Here is a 16,430-nt window from a genome sequence, read left to right as displayed (position 1 = left end):
GGATCCGATGGTGATCAAGGCACCCACGGGGGGCGTCATCGCCCGCGAAGAGATCACCAGCATGCGCCGCTGGGATCCACCGGCCATGTCGTCCGGAGGGGAGTCCAAGCCATCCGCAGGGCAGGCGATGGAAGGTGCCGGCGCGGATCTGTCCCCGGCGGCCGTGCCATTGCCCACGGCTGACGATCTGGAGCTGATGTATGCGCGGGCGGAGGCGGAGGGGCGGCAACAGGGATATCAAAACGGTTACGCAGCGGGCTTGAGCGCCGGCAGGGAGGCCGGTATGGCCGCTGCGCGCCAGGATGCGGAAATGCTCAAGGCGCTGGTGCTGGGTTTCGGCCGGCCTTTGCGGGATCTGGATGCCGCCGTGGAAGAGGCGCTGCTGGCCCTGGCCCTGGAAGTGGCGCGGCAGGTGATCCGTAGCGACTTGCGGATGCGGCCGGAGTCCCTGCTCCCCTTGTTGCGGGAGGGCCTGGAGGCCCTGCCCCTGCGCAGCGCCAATCCGAGCATTCGCCTCCACCCAGAGGATCTCGCCCTGGTGGAGCGTTTGGCGCCGGAACTGGCGGAGGAGGGGGTGCTGCTGGAAGCCGATGAGGAGCTGGAGCGGGGTGGACCGGTGCTCGCGGCCCGGATCGATGACGACGGCGCACGCCCGGATCGGCGCTGGCACCGGCGGGGGGTGGGTGACGCGGCGTCGGTGCTGGATCTGCGCCTGGAAACACGCTGGCGGCAGGCGCTGGAACAGCTTTTTGGGGCGGCCTTCCCATGACGCCGGCCTTTGCCGATCGGCAGGCGGCCTGGGCGGCCTATCTGCGAAACCTGCAGGGGCGCCTGCCGCAGCAATTCCCGCCCCTGCTGGCGAGCGGACGGCTGGTGCGCATGATCGGCCTGGTACTGGAAGCGGAGGGCTTTGACGCCAGTGTGGGCACCCGCTGCCGGGTGGAAGGCAGCCATCACCGGGGCATCGATGCCGAAGTGGTGGGTTTCCATGGCGATCGCCTGCAGCTCATGGCGGCGGGCGATTTGCAGGGAGTGGCTCCGGGCGCCCGCGTCCAACCCCTCCCCGGCCAGGCCCAGGCGGGGGTGGGCGCGCGCCTGCTGGGCCGGATCGTCGATGGCCAGGGGCAGGTGCTGGACGGTCAGGGGCCGGTTCTCGCGGAGCGGTACGTGCCACTCCTGGGAAGGCCCCTCAACCCCATGCAGAGGGCGCCGGTGCAGCGCCCCCTGGATGTGGGGGTGCGCGCCATCAACGCCCTGTTTACCGTGGGCCGCGGGGCGCGCATGGGGCTTTTCGCCGGCAGCGGCGTGGGGAAAAGCGTGTTGCTGGGGATGATGGCGCGGCATACCGACGCCGACATCATTGTCGTCGGGCTCATTGGCGAACGGGGGCGGGAAGTCAAGGAATTCATCGAAGAGATCCTCGGAGTGGAAGGGCGCTCCCGGGCGGTGGTCGTGGCGGCTCCGGCGGATGTGCCCGCCCTCACCCGCATCCGCGGCGCCCACCTGGCCACCGCCATCGCCGAATATTTCCGGGACCAGGGCAAGCACGTCCTGCTCCTCATGGATTCCCTGACCCGCTATGCCATGGCCCAGCGCGAGATCGCCCTGGCGGTGGGTGAGCCGCCGGCCACCCGTGGTTACCCCCCGTCGGTTTTTGCCCGGCTGCCCGCCTTGGTGGAGCGCACCGGCAATGGGCCCGAGGGCGGCGGCAGCATTACGGCCTTCTATACGGTCCTGATGGAAGGGGATGATCAGCAGGATCCCATTGCCGATAACGCCCGGGCCGTCCTCGACGGGCATATCGTCCTGTCGCGCGCCCTGGCCGAGCAGGGGCATTATCCGGCCATAGACCTGGAGGCCTCCATCAGCCGGGTCATGCCCAAGATCGTCGCGCCGGAAGATCTGCGGCGCTTGCATCGGCTCAAGGCGCTTTATGCGCGTTATCGCGAGCATCAGGACCTCATCGCCGTGGGGGCCTATACTCCGGGGATGGATCCGTTGCTGGATCAGGCCGTCCAGGCCCATGCCGGCATTGTCGGATTCCTCCGCCAGGATCAGCGGGAAGCCGTATCCCTCCGCGTCAGCCGGGAGCAGTTGGCCATGGTCATGGCTCCCTATATGGAGGCCACGGATCATGGCTAAAACGGACGCCATCCGCTACCTGCAGCAAAAGGCCGATGCTACCCGCATCGATGCCGCCCAGGCCCTGGCCCGTCAGCAGGCCATGCTTCTCGACGCGCAACACAAGCTTGCCCTCCTGGGGCGTTATGTGGCGCATTATCGGGAGGAAGCGCAGAATGCCGAGCGGGCTGGCGTAGGGAGCGCGCAGGCACGGGAAATGCGGGCCTTCATCGCCCAGTTGGAGCAGGTGGTGGCGGTGCAGCAGGAATCCTTGGGCCGCCATCGCCAACAGGCCGCCATTTTGCAGCGGCAGTGGCTGAGCGCAAGGGGCCGCGAACAGGCCCTGACCGGCCTGTTGCGCCGGGCCGAGCACCTGCGGCATGCGCAGCAATTGCAGCGGATGCAAAAGGAACTGGATGAATGGGCGCAGCGGGCGGCCAGCCGTCTGCAGATGATGGCGTGAATTTTGCTGGAGTCAGGGTGGACATGCACAGCGTGAGGAATGGCCATGGCGCCTGAAGCAATGAACGCGGTAGCGGCGAGCCCCCCCTCCAGTCCGGCCGTCAACGGCGGCAGCGGTGCCCTGCCCAAGGCTGCCGTGGAGCCCTTTGCGACGGTGATGGGCCGGCAAATGCCCGGCGCAGCCGCGCCGGGCAAGGCGGGTCCTGCGGCGCCGGAAAGCGCCGCTCCGCCATCCGCTCCGGCGGGGTCCACGCCCGCCGGAGCGGCGGCAGCGAGCAAAAAATCCCCGGAAAAGGACAGCAAGGACCAGCCCGGCGGCAAGACCTTGCCGCCGGGCCCCGCCCCGCTCTTGCCGGCGCTTTCTGCCGCTCCGGTGGCCGTTCCGCCGCCGGTCCTGCCAGGGGCCACGGCAAGCGCGGCAGCGGAAACGGCCCCAGCGGCGGCCCCGCCGCAGGCCCAAGGCGCAGCGGTGCCCCTCAGCCAGGGGGCGGGGAGGACGCCGCCGAGGCCGGCTACGGCGCTGGGCGAGCCTTCGCCGTCCGGAGCGCCGCCCGCAGCCCTACCGCGCGCCCCGGCTTTTGGCCAGGCCCTGTCCGCCCTGACGACAAAAAATCTCCGGGCAGATGCAGCCCCCTCCGGCGGCAATGCCCAAGGGCCGACGCCGACCCTCGCGGGGGCAACGGCCGGGCACCCGCCAGCGCTGCTGACCGGGTTGCCCGGGGGAGCATTGCTGGCGGCGGCAGCCCATGGCGACAAGGGAGGGATGGCAGCCGGCAGCAGCGCTCCCGCCCAGCCGGACCAGCCCTTGCTCCAGACTATTGGGGCAATACCGGGCGGTCCCGGTCCCCTGCTCTCGGCGCCGCCCCTGGTAACTGCCGGACCGGTGATGGCCGCGGCGGCTACGGTGGCGCCAGGCGTTTCGACCGCTCCCGAATGGGGAAATGCCCTGGGGCAGCAATTGCTGTTTTTTGTGGGGAACAATCTCCAGCAGGCCACCCTGCATCTCAATCCACCCCATCTGGGGCCCCTGGAGGTGCATCTGGATCTGCAGCAGGGACAGGCCAATGCCTTCTTCATCTCCTCGCACCCCGTCGTGCGCGAAGCCATTGCCGCGGCCTTGCCGCAATTGCAGGCGGGCTTTGCCGCGGTGGGGATGCAGTTGGGCCAGGCCACGGTGGCCGCCGATGGCGGTGGAGGCACTTTCCCCCGCGGCAAATCTCCCCAGGGCCGGCGGCCCGAGGCCATTGATGAGGTCGGCGCCGCACCCGTGGCTGCCCGGGTGCAGTTGGGTTTGGTGAATACCTTTGCGTAGCGGCCGGGTGGATTGATGGCACAGGATATCCTTTCCCAGGAAGAGGTGGACGCCCTCTTCAAGGGGCTCGCCGGCGGTGACATCGACACCGAGGCCGAGGCCCCCGAGGCGCAGGGCAGCATACGCAAGTATGATCTGGCCAACCAGGACCGGATCGTACGCGGGCGGATGCCCACCCTGGAAGTCATCAATGAGCGTTTTGCCCGTTTATGGCGGGTCAGCCTGTTCAATTTCCTGCGGCGCTCCGCCGAGATATCGGTGGGGCCGGTGCGCCTGCTGAAATATAGCGAATTTATTCGCAACCTCATTGTGCCCAGCAACATCAATATGGTGCAGATCAAACCGCTGCGGGGAACGGCCCTCTTCATCTTCGACCCCCGCCTCATCTTTGCCGTGGTGGATAATTATTTCGGCGGCGATGGCCGTTTCCATGCCCGCATCGAAGGCCGGGAATTCACCCCCCTGGAGCAGCGCATCATCCGCCGCCTGCTGGACCTGGTATTCAAGGATTTCAAGGCGGCATGGACCCCCGTCATCGAACTGGCACCCGAGCTGCTCAGATCGGAAGTGAACCCGCAGTTCGTCAATATCGCCACGCCGACGGAAGTGGTGATTACGACGGGCTTCGATGTCGAACTGGAGTCGGGGAGCGGCACCTTTCACATCTGCATTCCCTATGGCATGGTGGAACCCATCCGTGACCAGCTCACGGCGGGCACGACCGCCGATCGCTCGGAGGTGGACCATCGCTGGGTGCAGTCCCTCCAGCAGGAAATGCAGGAGGCCGAGGTGGAGCTGGAGGTGCAACTGTTGCAAACGACCCTCACCCTGCGCCAATTGATGGCCCTACGCCCGGGCGATGTCATCCCGGTGACCTTGCCGGACTCGGTGGTGGCGCGGGTGGACGGCATCCCCGTATTCAAGGGGCGGCACGGCAGCAGCAATGGCAGGCACGCCGTTCAGGTCGAGGAACATCTGTGGCCGGAGATGGAAGAAGGGCAAGCCGCCTTGGCGGCAATGGAGAAATGAAACATGGCGAATGATCTGGAGCAGGATCAGGAGAAAGCGGCCTCCGCAGCCGTGGAGAACAGTCCTGAAACGAACGGGATGGCGGCCACCACGGACGATGCCGTCATGGACGACTGGGCTGCGGCCATGGCGGAACAGGCGGAAACGGACCAGTCCAGCGCGCCCGGGAATACGTCTTCCAGCGCCGCCGGTCCGGGTCCGGAGCCCGTCCCCGCGCCGTTGCCGGAGTTGCACGAGCGTGGGGGAGAGGCGCAAAACCCCAGCCTGGACATGATCCTCGACATTCCCGTCACCGTTTCCGTGGAACTGGGGCGCACCAAGATCCAGATCCGCAACCTCCTGCAGCTCGCCCAAGGCTCGGTGGTGGAACTGGAGAGGCTGGCCGGCGAGCCCATGGACGTCCTCGTCAATGGCTACCTCATCGCCCAGGGGGAAGTGGTGCTGGTCAATGACAAGTTTGGCATTCGTCTCACCGATATCATCAGCCCGGCCGAACGGGCCAAAAAATTGCGTTAGGCCATGGGAATTCCGGGTGTTCTCCGCTTGCCATGCCTGTCAAAATCCCGACTCTTTCTCTTCCTGTTCTGTCAATGGAGCGTCGCCGCCCAAGCGGCGCAGCCGTCCGCCGCGCCCCTCATGAATAATTCTCCGGCGGTCTTCTCCTTCTCCGCCATTCTTGAGCTTCTTTCCGCCCTCGTGGTGGTTCTGCTGGTTTTTCTCGGCCTGATCTGGGTCTTGCGGCGCCTTCAGCCTGGTCTGGGCGGAGGGCAGCGCGGGGCCTTGCATATCGTGGCTTCCCTGCCCCTGGGGGCGCGGGAACGGCTTTTGCTAATACAGGTGGGAGAACAGCAGTTGCTGCTGGGTGTGACGCCGGCGGGGATTACCCTCCTGCATACCCTGGAAGCGGCACTGCCGGAAACCCAAGTCAGTCCACCGGCACCCTTTGCCGGCTGGCTGCACAAAGCCATGGAAAGGCGGAGCCCAGGTCGATGGAAATCAGCAAATGGAAAAGCGGAGGAGCAGCATTCGGATTCATCCTCGCCCTGACCCCTGCCGGGGCGTGGGCGGCGGGTTTGCCCGCCTTCACCACCAGCCCGGCCGCCGGTGGAGGCACGGAGTACAGCCTCAGCATCCAGACCCTCCTCTTCATGACGGTGCTGGTTTTCCTCCCGGCCATGCTGCTCATGATGACCGCCTTTACCCGGATCATCATCGTCCTTTCCCTGCTCAAGCAGGCCCTTGGCTCCACCCAGATGCCGCCCAGCCAGATCATCGTCGGCCTCTCCCTGTTTCTGACCTTTTTCGTGATGGCGCCGGTATTCCAGAAGATCGATCACGACGCCCTGCAGCCCCTGACCCAGAATCAGATCTCCTTGACCCAGGCCATGACCCAGGCGGCGGGGCCCCTGCGCAATTTCATGCTTTCCCAGACGCGACCCGCGGATCTGGCGCTCTTCGTAACGTTGTCTGGTCACAAACAGTTGCAGGCCCCGGCGGATACTCCCTTGAGCCTCCTGGTGCCGGCTTTCGTCACCTCGGAGCTGAAGACGGCCTTTCAGATCGGTTTTCTGATCTTCATCCCCTTTGTCATCATCGATCTCGTCGTCGCCGCCGTGCTCATGTCCATGGGCATGATGATGCTCTCCCCGGTGACCGTCTCCTTTCCCTTCAAACTCATGCTCTTTGTGCTGGTCAATGGCTGGGATCTGGTCATCGGCTCGCTGGTGCAGAGCTTCGTTCACTAGGGGAGGGCAGCCATGACACCCGAAAGCATCATCAGCGTCGGCCAGCAGGCGATCTGGGTGACCCTCCTGCTCTCCGCCCCGTTGCTGGGCATCGCCCTGGTGGTGGGCTTGCTGGTGAGCATCTTTCAGGCGGCCACCCAGCTCAATGAAATGACCCTCAGTTTTGTCCCCAAGATCCTGGCCATGGGTTTCATCCTGGTGGTGGCGGGGCCGTGGATGCTGCACCTGCTGATGGATTTTACGGTGCGCCTCTTTACGGATATTCCGCATCTCTTAAACGAATGATCCACTTTTCCAGCCTGCAGATGGAGCAATGGATCGGCCAGTTTTTCTGGCCCTTCGTGCGCATCCTCGCCCTGCTTTCCACCGCTCCCATTTTCAGCGCGGCGCAAATACCCATTCAGGTGCGGGTGGGGCTGGCGCTCTTCATGGGCCTCGCCATCGCCCCGGCCCTGCCCGCCATGCCGCCCGTGGATTTTCTGCAGGGCTCCGGTTTCCTCCTCCTCATCGAGCAGATCCTCATCGGCGCGGCCATCGGCTTTGCCATCACGGTCATATTCAGCGTGGTGCAGTTTGCCGGATCGGTGATCGGTCTGCAGATGGGTTTGGGGTTTTCCAGTCTCTATGATCCGGTTGCCGGCGTGCAGGTGCCTACCTTGTCCAACTTCCTGAATTTGTTTGTACTCTTGATCTTTCTTTCCCTGAATGGTCATTTGCTCGTTCTGGCGGCGCTGGTGCGCAGCTTCAGCCTGCTGCCCGTAAGCACCCAACTCACCATCAACCCCTCGGCCTGGCATCTGTTGGCGGAAGATGGCGGCATGATCTTTTCCCTGGGCCTGGCCTTTGCGGCACCCGTACTGGGCACGCTGATCATCGCCAACCTGGCCATGGGCGTCCTCAGCAAGCTGGCGCCACAACTCAATCTCTTCGTCATCGGCTTTCCCCTGCTCCTAGGCCTGGGCTTTCTTGCCCTCTACGCCTTTTTGCCGGCCATGGAGCCGGTGGTACGACATTTGCTCAATCTCGCCCTGGATGCCGCGGGGCGGGTAATGTTGCTCGCGGGCAGAGGATAAGGAGGCGCCATGGCGGAAGAGACAGCGCAGGAACGTACCGAGGCGGCCTCCCCCAAACGCCGCCAGGATGCGCGCAAGAAAGGCCAGATCGCCCGTTCCCGGGAGCTCTCCACCAGTGCCGTTCTGTTGGCTTCCGCTACGGCCTTCACCATGGGCGCCAAGGGCATCTATGACCAGTCTCTGGCCTTGTTGCACGGGGGATTGCAGCTCTCCGGACCCATTTTTTATTCCCATCAGGACCTCCTGCGCCACTTCGCCGCCCTGCTGGAGCAGATGGTGCAGACGGTCCTGCCTTTTTTTCTAATGCTGGTCGTGGCGGCGCTGTTGGCGGGGTTGGCCATTGGCGGGTGGGCCTTCAGTTTCGCGGCCCTGGCGCCGGATTGGACGCGGCTCGATCCCGTTTCCGGCGTCCAGCGGATCATTTCCAAACATGGCCTGCTGGAACTCGTCAAGGCCGTGCTCAAGACCCTGGTGGTGGGGGGCATCGGCGTGACCCTGCTGTGGTCCCAGCGCGGCGCCCTGCTGGGGCTGATCATGGAGTCCCCCGACCGCTCCCTGCTCCACCTCATGCACATTGCCGGCTTCATTTTTCTCTGGCTTTCGGCCGCCACCCTGGTCATCGTGCTTTTCGATGTGCCTTTTCAGATCTGGACCTTGAACGAAAAACTGAAGATGTCTCGTCAGGAAGTGCAGGATGAAGTGAAAGAGACGGACGGCAACCCCCAAATCAAGGCGCGGGTGCGCTCGGTGCAGCGCGAGCAGGCCCGCAAACGGATGATGGAGGCGGTACCCAAGGCCGACGTCATCGTCGCCAATCCAACCCATTATGCCGTAGCCCTGCGCTACGCCGAAGGAGAAACGCGCGCCCCCGTGGTGCTGGCCAAGGGCGCCGATCTGGTGGCGCAGCGCATCCGCGAATTGGGCGGGCAATACCAGATTCCGGTGGTGGAGGCGCCACCCCTGGCGCGCGCCCTCTACTACCATGTGGAGCTGGAGCAGGAGATCCCGGTGCCGCTCTATCGCGCCGTGGCCGAGCTGCTCGCCTACCTGTATCAGTTACGTACTGCGCCGCCGCAGAATGTCCCTCCCCTGCCTGCGCAGTGGTCGGTCCCCCCTGAACTGGATCCGGAGGACAAGCGCTCATGAGCACCATGAATACGCTCTGGAAACGTCTCGACTGGCACACTTTGGCGGCGCCGCTGCTGGTGATCATGGTCCTGATCATGCTCATCATTCCCCTGCCCACCTTCATGCTGGACATCTTTTTCACCTTCAACATCAGTATTGCCCTGGTGATCCTGCTGGTCAGCCTGTACATGGTAAAGCCCCTGGAGTTCGCCGCCTTCCCCACGGCGCTGCTGCTCACCACTTTGCTGCGCCTGTCCCTCAACGTGGCGGCCGCGCGGGTCATCCTGCTGCATGGACAAAATGGCGCCGGGGCGGCCGGGCAGGTGATCGAGGCCTTCGGGGAGTTCGTGGTGGGCGGCGATTATGCGGTGGGCATCATCGTCTTCGCCATTCTGGTCATCATCAATTTCGTGGTGGTCACCAAGGGTGCCGGACGCATTGCCGAGGTCAGCGCCCGCTTTACCCTGGACGCCATGCCCGGCAAGCAAATGGCCATTGATGCCGATCTCAATGCCGGCATCATCAATCAGGAGGAGGCCAGGCATCGGCGCAGCGAGATTGCCCAGGAGGCGGATTTCTTCGGCGCCATGGACGGCGCCAGCAAGTTTGTGCGCGGCGATGCCGTCGCCGCCATTCTCATCCTCTTCATCAACCTGATCGGCGGCTTGGTGATCGGTATCTGGCAGCATGGCCTGAGCCTTTCCGACGCCGCCCATGATTATACCCTGCTCAGCATCGGTGACGCGCTGGTGGCGCAGATCCCGGCCCTGGTCATCTCCATCGCCGCCGGCCTGGTGGTGAGCAGCGTGCCCACCGGACAGGATCTGGGCCGCCAGCTCATCGGCCAGATTTTCAACCGACAGGAGGTGCTGATGATTGTCGCCGGCATCATCGGCCTGCTGGGTCTGATCCCCGGCATGCCGCATTTCTCCTTCCTGGGCGCGGCGCTGGTCCTGGCGGGCATCGTCTGGTACCGGTCGAGGCGCCGCGTACCCCAGGAGGTGGAGCAAGGGGCGCCGCCGGCAGCGGAAGTGGAGGAAGTCACCTGGAACAGCGTCGAGCCGGTGGATCCTTTGGGTCTGGAGGTGGGCTACCGGCTCATTCCCCTGGTGGACAAAGGCCAGGGCGGCGAGTTGCTGGCACGGATCCGCGGTGTGCGCAAGAAGTTCGCCCAGGAAATGGGCTTTCTGGTGCCCTCCGTGCATGTGCGGGACAATCTGGAACTGCGGCCTACGGGGTATCGCATTACCGTCAAGGGCGTGGAGATTGCCGCCGGCGAGGTCTTTCCCGATCTGCTGATGGCCATCAACCCCGGCAACGTCCTGGGGGCATTGCCGGGCACCGCCACCACGGACCCGGCCTTTGGCCTGCCTGCGGTCTGGATCAACAAGGATCAACGGGAAAAGGCGCTGGCCCTGGCCTATACCGTGGTGGACCCCGCCACGGTGGTCGCCACCCATCTGCACCAGATCCTGCAGGGGCATGCGGCCGAACTCCTCGGGCGGGAGGAGGTGGAGGGGCTGCTGTCCCATCTGGCGACGCGATCCCCCAAGCTGGTGGAAGACGTCATCCCCAAGCTGCTGTCCGCCGACAAGCTGAAAAAGGTCCTGCAAAATCTCCTCAGCGAAGGTGTGCCCATCCGCGACATGCGGACGATTGTCGAAATTTTGGCGGAACATGCCCCGCAGAGCCAGGATGTTGACGAATTGACCGCCGTGGTGCGCGCCGCCCTCGGGCCGTTCATCGTCCAATCCCTCTTTCCCGGTCAGGCGGAACTCCCCGTGGCCGTTCTCGATGGGCAACTGGAACAGTTGTTGCAAGAGAGCTTGCGCAACAGCAGCGGCGAGACCCTGGAGCCCGGTTTGGCACAGAGGGTTCTGGAACGGGCAGGGGAGTTGATGCAGCAGATGGAAGCGGGAGGGATGCAGCCGGTCCTGTTGGCCATGGCTCCCATGCGCGCCTTCCTGGCACGATTCCTGGCCCGCACTGCGCCGCGCATGCGGGTGCTGTCTTACGCAGAGGTACCGGACAACAAGAGGATCAGGGTCGTGGCCACGCTGGGTGCGTAGGGCGCTGCCGGTCCAGCAGAGGATAGGGAGATCTACCCATGAAAATCAGGCGTTTCAGTGGCGCGAACACCCGTGAGGTCTTGCAGAACATCCGCAACACGCTCGGGCCGGACGCGGTCATTCTCTCCAATCGCGAGGTGGATGGCGGCGTAGAGATCGTAACGGCCATCGACTTTGACGAAAAACAGTGGGGAGCGAGCAGTCAGCCCGCGCTGGCTTGGCCCGAACCCCTGCTGGCTGAGGCGGAACCCCAGCCGCGTGCCGCAGAAGGCCCGGGCAGAGGCCCTGGCGTCGCTGGGGATAAGGAGCGGACGCCAGCCATGAACGGGCGCAGCAAGCCCCAGGGCAGTGCCAGCGCGGCGCCTGCCGAACTTGCCCATCTGCATAGCGAACTCAATGCCTTGCGTCGTCTGGTGGAAGCGCGCTGGGGGGGGGCGATGGAGCAGCCCTCCCGCGAGCGCTTTATGGATCTGGGCTTTTCGCCCGAGTGGGCGGCGCAGTTGGCGGAACTGGGCAGCGGCGAACTGGAAAGCGCCTTGCAGGAGGGCTTGGCGGGGCGCTTGTCCATTGCCGCCGATCCCCTGGGCAAGGGCGGCGTCTTTGCCGTCCTCGGCCCCACCGGTTCGGGAAAAACCACCAGCATTGCCAAGCTGGCCGCGCGCCAAGTGCTGCGCCATGGCCCCCGTTCCGTGGCCTTGATGACCACCGATACCTACCGGATCGCCGGCGTGGAGCAGCTCGGGATCTACGGGCGCATCCTGGGGGTGCCGGTGGACGTGATCCGCAGCCCCGAGGATCTCCTTTGCGCCCTGGAGCGGCATCGGGACCGGACCTGGGTGTTTATCGACACCATCGGCATGAGCCCCCGCGACCCGCGCCTGGAGGAGCAACTCCACTGGTTGGGGGATCTGGGGTCCAAGGTCCGCAAATTGCTGCTGGTCAACGCCGGCCTGAGCGGCAAAAGCCTGCCGGCGGTGTTGTCGCCGTACCTGCGCTTGCCGCTGGATGGGGCTATCCTGTCCAAGGTCGACGAGTCACCGGCCTTTGGTGCTGCCCTGGAATGGCTGGCCGAGCAGTCGCTCCCCCTGTGCTTTTTCAGCGATGGACAGCGGGTCCCCGAAGACTTGCACAGCGCCCGGTGGGAAGCGCTCATCGCGCACATGCTGGCGGCGGAGCATGGCGCGGCCATGGCGGCACCGGCACAATACCGGTATCATGCCGCTAAACAAGAGGAATGCATCGCCTGAGGAGCGCGTGATGGATCAGGCGGAAGGCTTACGCAGGATGCGGGCAAGAAAACCGGTAAAGGTCATTGCAGTGGCCAGCGGCAAGGGGGGAGTGGGCAAGACCAACGTCGTGGTCAACCTGGCCATTGCCCTGGCGCAACTGGGGGCCAGACCCCTGGTCTTCGATGCGGATCTGGGCTTGGGCAACATCGATATCCTCCTGGGCCTGTCGCCGCGTTACAACCTGTCCCATGTGCTCAGCGGGGAACGGCGCATCGACGAGGTGCTCGTCCGCGGCCCCCAGGATATCCTCATCCTGCCTGCCGCCAGCGGTATTGCCAATATGGCCATTCTGGATGCCCAGGCCCGGGCGGCCTTGGTGCATGCCGTCAGCAGCCTCGACCTGGCGGTGGATTTTCTGCTCATCGATACGGCCGCCGGCATCGCGGGCGATGTCCTGACCTTTAGTTGCGCTGCCCAGGACCTGATGGTGGTGGTTTCCAATGAGCCCGCTTCCATCACCGATGCCTACGCCCTGATCAAGGTCCTTAGCCGCGATTACGGTCAACGCCGCTTCCGCATCCTGCCCAACATGGTTCGGGATGCCCGCGAAGGGCAGCTCCTCTTCCAGCGGGTGGCCGCCGTTGCCGACCGTTACCTGGACGTAACCCTCGACCTGGTGGGCAGTATTCCCCTGGACCCGGCGCTGCGCGGCGCGGTGCGGGCGCAGCGGGCCGTGGTCGAACTGTACCCCTCCAGTCCCGCCGCCGGGGCCTTTCGGGCCTTGGCCCACACCGTGCGCAACTGGCCCATGCCCCAGGGGCCCAGCGGGCATCTGGAGTTTTTCGTCGAGCAACTGGTTGGTGGCTCGCCCGTCGTGCAAGGCGCATGAGTACCGCCCTCTCCCTGGATCAGCGGGTGGCGCGGGATGCCCAGGTGGTACGTTATGCGCCCCTGGTGCAACGGGTGGCGCAGCGCATCATCGCCCGCCTGCCCGCCAATATCGAGCTGGGCGACCTCCTCCAGGCCGGCATGATGGGCCTGATGGATGCGCTCAACAACCAGCCCGAAGGAGAGGGAGCGGGCTTCGCGGCCTATGCCAGCGCGCGCATTCGCGGTGCGATCCTGGACGAACTACGCGCCCAGGACTGGCTGCCCCGCCGTGCCCGCGCCAAGGAGCAGAGCATTGCCAAGGCCATTGCCCGGCTGGAGCAAAAAAAGGCTCGTTCCCCCAGCGATGAAGAAATAGCCCAGGAGTTGGGCTGGTCCTTGTCCGCCTACCACGCCGCCGTCGCCAGCGGGGGCAATCAACTCCTCTATCTGGAAGACCTGGCCGAGGGCCATGACGCCTATGCCGGGCGCTATTTGCGTGATGAGCAGGCCAGCGCCGAGGCGATCCTCAGCTCCGCCGAATTCGCCCGGGATCTGGAGGCGGGGATTACGCAATTGCCGGAGAAGGAGCAATTGGTGCTCGCCCTCTATTATCAGGAAGACCTGACCCTCAAGGAAGTGGGCGAGGTGCTCGATATCAGCGAATCCCGCGTCAGCCAACTTCTCCGCCAGGCCACCCTGCGCCTGCGCAGCATGCTGTTGGAATGGTCCGATGCTTCGTGAGGGCGATGGGGGAAGGGCGCACCGCTCCGCCGGGGGCCTTCTCGTTGCCGCGGCGGACTTGCCGTTTTTTCGCGGATCGCAGGCATTGCTCGCGGCTCGGGAGCTCGCATGGATATCCTGACCATCGCCGGCTTGCTCCTGGGTTTGGGCGGGATTCTGTTGGGGCAGATGCTGGAGGGCGGGAAAGTCGCTTCCATCCTGCAGTTGACGGCCTTTATCATCGTTATCGGCGGTACCACCGGCGCCGTCATGATCCAGTACACCATGCCGATTTTCATCAAGGCATTGAAGATGCTTCCGTGGATGATCTTCCCGCCCAGGACCGCGCCCCAACCCATCGTGGAAAAGATCCTGGAATGGAGCAACACCGCCCGTAAGAATGGCCTGCTGGCTTTGGAGGGTCTGGTGGATTCCATTGCCGACCCATTCCTGCAAAAAGGCCTGCAGATGCTGGTGGACGGGACCGAGCCGGAAAAGATTCGCGCCACCCTGGAAGTGGAGCTTCTGGCCCGCGAGGAACTTGATCGCCAGGCGGCCAAGGTCTTTGAATCCGCCGGGGGTTATGCCCCGACCATCGGCATCCTCGGCGCCGTATTGGGGCTGATCCATGTGATGGAAAACCTCGCCGACCCCGCCAAGCTGGGCGCCGGCATCGCTACCGCCTTCGTCGCCACGATTTATGGCGTGGGTTCGGCCAACCTCCTGTTTCTGCCCATCTCCAACAAATTGAAAGGGGTGGTGCATGAGCAAAGCTACCTGCGCGAGATGATCATCGAAGGACTGGTGGCCATTGCCGAGGGCGAAAATCCCAAGATCATCGAGAGCCGGCTGCAGAGTTTCTACGCCCGCTGAAAAAGTCTATGCTTGCAGATTCTTGAGCCTGGGAACGGCATGGGCACGGATGTGCGGCCCTACGCCATTTTCAAAAGCCCTGGACAGCTTCTCCAGGAGCGCGCCATGGCCGATGCAACGATTCCCCCGGTGGGTACCACACCGCCCGTGCTTCCCGTAAGGCCCGGCGCGGAAAAGCCGGAGAAAAGGCCGCCGCGGCAAAAGGACCGTCCCCCCGGAAAGGACACGGATCCGGATCATCGCATCGATGACTACGCCTGATCATCCCGCCGTACGCGGCGGCTGTGGAAGTGGCGATAGATGACTTCCCCAGGTCCCCCGCCGGGGCGGCGCTGGAGATGGCGGGCTTCGGTCCAGTCCACTTCGGCGCTCATGGCCCGGCACTGGCTCTGCTGCAGGGCGACGCGGGCGGCACCATGGATGACGGACTCCGGGACGGTGGCGCTGCGCTGCGGCCGGCGCAACAGCACGTGGCTGCCGGGCAAATCCTGCACGTGGAACCAGAGATCCCAGGGGTTGGCGACGCGGAAGGTGAGGCGGTCATTTTCCCTGGCATTGCGTCCCCACAGCAATTCAAAGCCGTCGAGCCACATCCGGCCGAAAGGCGTGGAAGCGGAAGCCGCTGCGGACGAAGATTCCGACGCTTTGCCGGGCCCCGGCAATGGCCGGTCACCGCGCCGCCCGAGGGCCCTGTTGCCGTTGCCTTGTTCCCAGGCGGTCCTGACCGCCTGCAGCCGTTCCCATTCTGCGCCTTGCGCCGCCAGACGCGCCTGGGCCTGCCGGCGGCCGCGCTCGCTGCGCCGCGCCTGCGCCATCAACCATTGGGCCTGTTGGTGGAGCCGCTTGCCGGCGGGCACGGGGATGGGGATGCTGCGCACCGGATCGACCGTATAGTCCCGGGCATGGAGCGGGCCGCCGGGATGGACGGCGTCGGGCAGGGCGAAGAGGGCGTGGGCCAAGCGCCGGTATTGCTCCGGATCTTCCCAGCGCGCCAGGTCGGCACGGATATTGTCCAGTTTTTTGCGCTGCTGCGCCTCCCGCTGGGCCAGGGCGGCTGCGTAGGCGAGATCCTTGGGGGGCGCGCCGGCGGGCAGGGCGATGGCGCTTTCCCAGGGGATCTCCGCCAGCACGTCCCAGCCGGGAATGACGATGGGGTAGAGGGTTTCCGCACCGTCGCGGCGCAAACGCCACCACGGCTGGCAGCCCTGGGGGCGGTGTGCCAGCGCTTCGGCCAGGGCGGTCTGCCCGGCCTCGTCCCCCGGGCGATAGCTGGGCGCCACGCGCTGGAGGGGGTCGTCGCTGGCGCCGCGCCGATCGTTTGCCGGGGCATACACTGCGCCGGGGAGAAAGCGCGGCCGGGCCTGTTCCAGGCTATCCCAGCGCCAAGCCAGCCGGATGCGGGCCTCGGCATCGAGCAGGACGATATTCCCCCTGCCGCCGAAGCATTCGGCGATGAGGCTGAGGCGATCTTCGCGCTTGCTCAATTGCGTGCGGGAAAAATCAAGGCGAACGATCCGGTCGGCCCAGGGCAGGGACAGCTCTTCCAGGCGAAAACCGCGCAGCCGTTGGGCGAGCTGTTTGACGAAGGCGCTCCGGGGCGGCTGCTCCTCCTTTCGGGTGGTCCGCCAAAGGCCCAGCGGCGCGCGATGGGCCAGGAGGGCCACGGCCTCATCGCGGAAGTGCAGCACTATCCCGCCCGGCCATTCGTCCAGCCGCTGGAGCATCTTGCCCCGGCAAAGGGGCTTGAGGCATTGCACGGCCGATTCGAGTTGCAGGGTATCCATGAGGGCTAGCATAAC

Annotated in this window: 18 protein-coding genes; 17 read left to right on the top strand and 1 reads right to left on the bottom strand. The window is 65.2% G+C overall.

Annotated elements, in window-relative coordinates; translation table 11 throughout:
* Positions 1–7: 7 nt before the first annotated feature.
* From ACP5MM_RS03765 to ACP5MM_RS03685, 17 genes are all read left to right on the top strand, one after another.
* A complete protein-coding gene (locus ACP5MM_RS03765; protein WP_427934139.1) occupies positions 8–769 on the top strand; it encodes a FliH/SctL family protein in 762 nt (253 codons plus the stop codon).
* Positions 766–2,142, top strand: a complete 1,377-nt coding sequence (gene fliI / locus ACP5MM_RS03760; RefSeq protein ID WP_427934138.1) for a flagellar protein export ATPase FliI — start codon at positions 766–768, stop codon at positions 2,140–2,142. Before ACP5MM_RS03765 ends, fliI begins: the two co-directional genes overlap by 4 nt.
* Positions 2,135–2,584, top strand: a complete 450-nt coding sequence (locus ACP5MM_RS03755; protein WP_427930925.1) for a flagellar export protein FliJ — start codon at positions 2,135–2,137, stop codon at positions 2,582–2,584. The genes fliI and ACP5MM_RS03755 overlap by 8 nt, the downstream gene beginning before the upstream one ends.
* A gap of 45 nt (positions 2,585–2,629) precedes the next feature.
* Positions 2,630–3,895, top strand: a complete 1,266-nt coding sequence (locus ACP5MM_RS03750; RefSeq protein ID WP_427930924.1) for a flagellar hook-length control protein FliK — start codon at positions 2,630–2,632, stop codon at positions 3,893–3,895.
* 15 nt (positions 3,896–3,910) lie between these two features.
* Positions 3,911–4,924, top strand: a complete 1,014-nt coding sequence (gene fliM / locus ACP5MM_RS03745; protein WP_427930923.1) for a flagellar motor switch protein FliM — start codon at positions 3,911–3,913, stop codon at positions 4,922–4,924.
* 3 nt (positions 4,925–4,927) lie between these two features.
* Complete coding sequence (fliN, locus tag ACP5MM_RS03740) at positions 4,928–5,440, top strand: flagellar motor switch protein FliN (RefSeq protein WP_427930922.1); 513 nt, start codon at positions 4,928–4,930, stop codon at positions 5,438–5,440.
* Positions 5,441–5,467: 27 nt separating this feature from the next.
* Positions 5,468–5,971: a flagellar biosynthetic protein FliO gene (fliO, locus tag ACP5MM_RS03735; protein ID WP_427930921.1), complete on the top strand. Its 504-nt coding sequence runs from the start codon at positions 5,468–5,470 to the stop codon at positions 5,969–5,971.
* Positions 5,914–6,669 carry a flagellar type III secretion system pore protein FliP gene (gene fliP / locus ACP5MM_RS03730; protein WP_427930920.1) on the top strand — a complete coding sequence of 252 codons (756 nt, stop codon included), beginning with the start codon at positions 5,914–5,916 and terminating at the stop codon, positions 6,667–6,669. The genes fliO and fliP overlap by 58 nt, the downstream gene beginning before the upstream one ends.
* Positions 6,670–6,681: 12 nt before the next feature.
* On the top strand, positions 6,682–6,954 hold the full coding sequence (gene fliQ / locus ACP5MM_RS03725) for a flagellar biosynthesis protein FliQ (RefSeq protein WP_427930919.1): 273 nt from the start codon (positions 6,682–6,684) through the stop codon (positions 6,952–6,954).
* Positions 6,951–7,742: a flagellar biosynthetic protein FliR gene (fliR, locus tag ACP5MM_RS03720; protein ID WP_427930918.1), complete on the top strand. Its 792-nt coding sequence runs from the start codon at positions 6,951–6,953 to the stop codon at positions 7,740–7,742. Before fliQ ends, fliR begins: the two co-directional genes overlap by 4 nt.
* A gap of 9 nt (positions 7,743–7,751) precedes the next feature.
* Positions 7,752–8,888: a flagellar biosynthesis protein FlhB gene (gene flhB / locus ACP5MM_RS03715; RefSeq protein ID WP_427930917.1), complete on the top strand. Its 1,137-nt coding sequence runs from the start codon at positions 7,752–7,754 to the stop codon at positions 8,886–8,888.
* The gene (flhA, locus tag ACP5MM_RS03710; protein ID WP_427930916.1) at positions 8,885–10,939 is read left to right on the top strand and encodes a flagellar biosynthesis protein FlhA; all 2,055 of its coding nucleotides are present in this window, start codon (positions 8,885–8,887) and stop codon (positions 10,937–10,939) included. The genes flhB and flhA overlap by 4 nt, the downstream gene beginning before the upstream one ends.
* A gap of 38 nt (positions 10,940–10,977) precedes the next feature.
* Entirely contained in the window at positions 10,978–12,186 is a 1,209-nt protein-coding gene (gene flhF, locus ACP5MM_RS03705; RefSeq protein ID WP_427930915.1) for a flagellar biosynthesis protein FlhF, read from the top strand.
* 10 nt (positions 12,187–12,196) lie between these two features.
* Entirely contained in the window at positions 12,197–13,057 is an 861-nt protein-coding gene (locus tag ACP5MM_RS03700; RefSeq protein ID WP_427930914.1) for a MinD/ParA family protein, read from the top strand.
* Positions 13,054–13,779, top strand: coding sequence for an RNA polymerase sigma factor FliA (gene fliA / locus ACP5MM_RS03695; protein WP_427930913.1), 726 nt, complete (start codon positions 13,054–13,056; stop codon positions 13,777–13,779). The genes ACP5MM_RS03700 and fliA overlap by 4 nt, the downstream gene beginning before the upstream one ends.
* Before the next feature lie 108 nt (positions 13,780–13,887).
* Positions 13,888–14,631, top strand: coding sequence for a flagellar motor protein (locus tag ACP5MM_RS03690; RefSeq protein WP_427930912.1), 744 nt, complete (start codon positions 13,888–13,890; stop codon positions 14,629–14,631).
* 39 nt (positions 14,632–14,670) lie between these two features.
* Positions 14,671–14,892, top strand: coding sequence for a hypothetical protein (locus ACP5MM_RS03685; RefSeq protein ID WP_427930911.1), 222 nt, complete (start codon positions 14,671–14,673; stop codon positions 14,890–14,892).
* On the opposite strand, the gene ACP5MM_RS03680 is transcribed toward ACP5MM_RS03685, so the two are convergent.
* Positions 14,883–16,427, bottom strand: coding sequence for an NFACT RNA binding domain-containing protein (locus ACP5MM_RS03680; RefSeq protein WP_427930910.1), 1,545 nt, complete (start codon positions 16,425–16,427; stop codon positions 14,883–14,885). The two genes, ACP5MM_RS03685 and ACP5MM_RS03680, sit on opposite strands and share 10 nt — an antisense overlap.
* Between the last annotated feature and the right edge of the window lie 3 nt (positions 16,428–16,430).

It is taken from the genome of Acidithiobacillus sp., assembly GCF_049965315.1.
Taxonomy (GTDB): Bacteria; Pseudomonadota; Gammaproteobacteria; order Acidithiobacillales; family Acidithiobacillaceae; genus Acidithiobacillus_B.
Note: the sequence above shows the minus strand (reverse complement) of the source record. Positions and strands in the feature narration are given on the sequence as shown.

Coding starts and splice junctions, on each gene's coding strand:
- ACP5MM_RS03765 (WP_427934139.1), top strand. CDS start 8: ATGGTGATCAAGGCACCCACGGGGGGCGTCATCGCCCGCGAAGAGATC.
- fliI (WP_427934138.1), top strand. CDS start 766: ATGACGCCGGCCTTTGCCGATCGGCAGGCGGCCTGGGCGGCCTATCTG.
- ACP5MM_RS03755 (WP_427930925.1), top strand. CDS start 2,135: ATGGCTAAAACGGACGCCATCCGCTACCTGCAGCAAAAGGCCGATGCT.
- ACP5MM_RS03750 (WP_427930924.1), top strand. CDS start 2,630: ATGGCGCCTGAAGCAATGAACGCGGTAGCGGCGAGCCCCCCCTCCAGT.
- fliM (WP_427930923.1), top strand. CDS start 3,911: ATGGCACAGGATATCCTTTCCCAGGAAGAGGTGGACGCCCTCTTCAAG.
- fliN (WP_427930922.1), top strand. CDS start 4,928: ATGGCGAATGATCTGGAGCAGGATCAGGAGAAAGCGGCCTCCGCAGCC.
- fliP (WP_427930920.1), top strand. CDS start 5,914: ATGGAAATCAGCAAATGGAAAAGCGGAGGAGCAGCATTCGGATTCATC.
- fliQ (WP_427930919.1), top strand. CDS start 6,682: ATGACACCCGAAAGCATCATCAGCGTCGGCCAGCAGGCGATCTGGGTG.
- fliR (WP_427930918.1), top strand. CDS start 6,951: ATGATCCACTTTTCCAGCCTGCAGATGGAGCAATGGATCGGCCAGTTT.
- flhB (WP_427930917.1), top strand. CDS start 7,752: ATGGCGGAAGAGACAGCGCAGGAACGTACCGAGGCGGCCTCCCCCAAA.
- flhA (WP_427930916.1), top strand. CDS start 8,885: ATGAGCACCATGAATACGCTCTGGAAACGTCTCGACTGGCACACTTTG.
- flhF (WP_427930915.1), top strand. CDS start 10,978: ATGAAAATCAGGCGTTTCAGTGGCGCGAACACCCGTGAGGTCTTGCAG.
- ACP5MM_RS03700 (WP_427930914.1), top strand. CDS start 12,197: ATGGATCAGGCGGAAGGCTTACGCAGGATGCGGGCAAGAAAACCGGTA.
- fliA (WP_427930913.1), top strand. CDS start 13,054: ATGAGTACCGCCCTCTCCCTGGATCAGCGGGTGGCGCGGGATGCCCAG.
- ACP5MM_RS03690 (WP_427930912.1), top strand. CDS start 13,888: ATGGATATCCTGACCATCGCCGGCTTGCTCCTGGGTTTGGGCGGGATT.
- ACP5MM_RS03685 (WP_427930911.1), top strand. CDS start 14,671: ATGGGCACGGATGTGCGGCCCTACGCCATTTTCAAAAGCCCTGGACAG.
- ACP5MM_RS03680 (WP_427930910.1), bottom strand. CDS start 16,427: ATGCTAGCCCTCATGGATACCCTGCAACTCGAATCGGCCGTGCAATGC.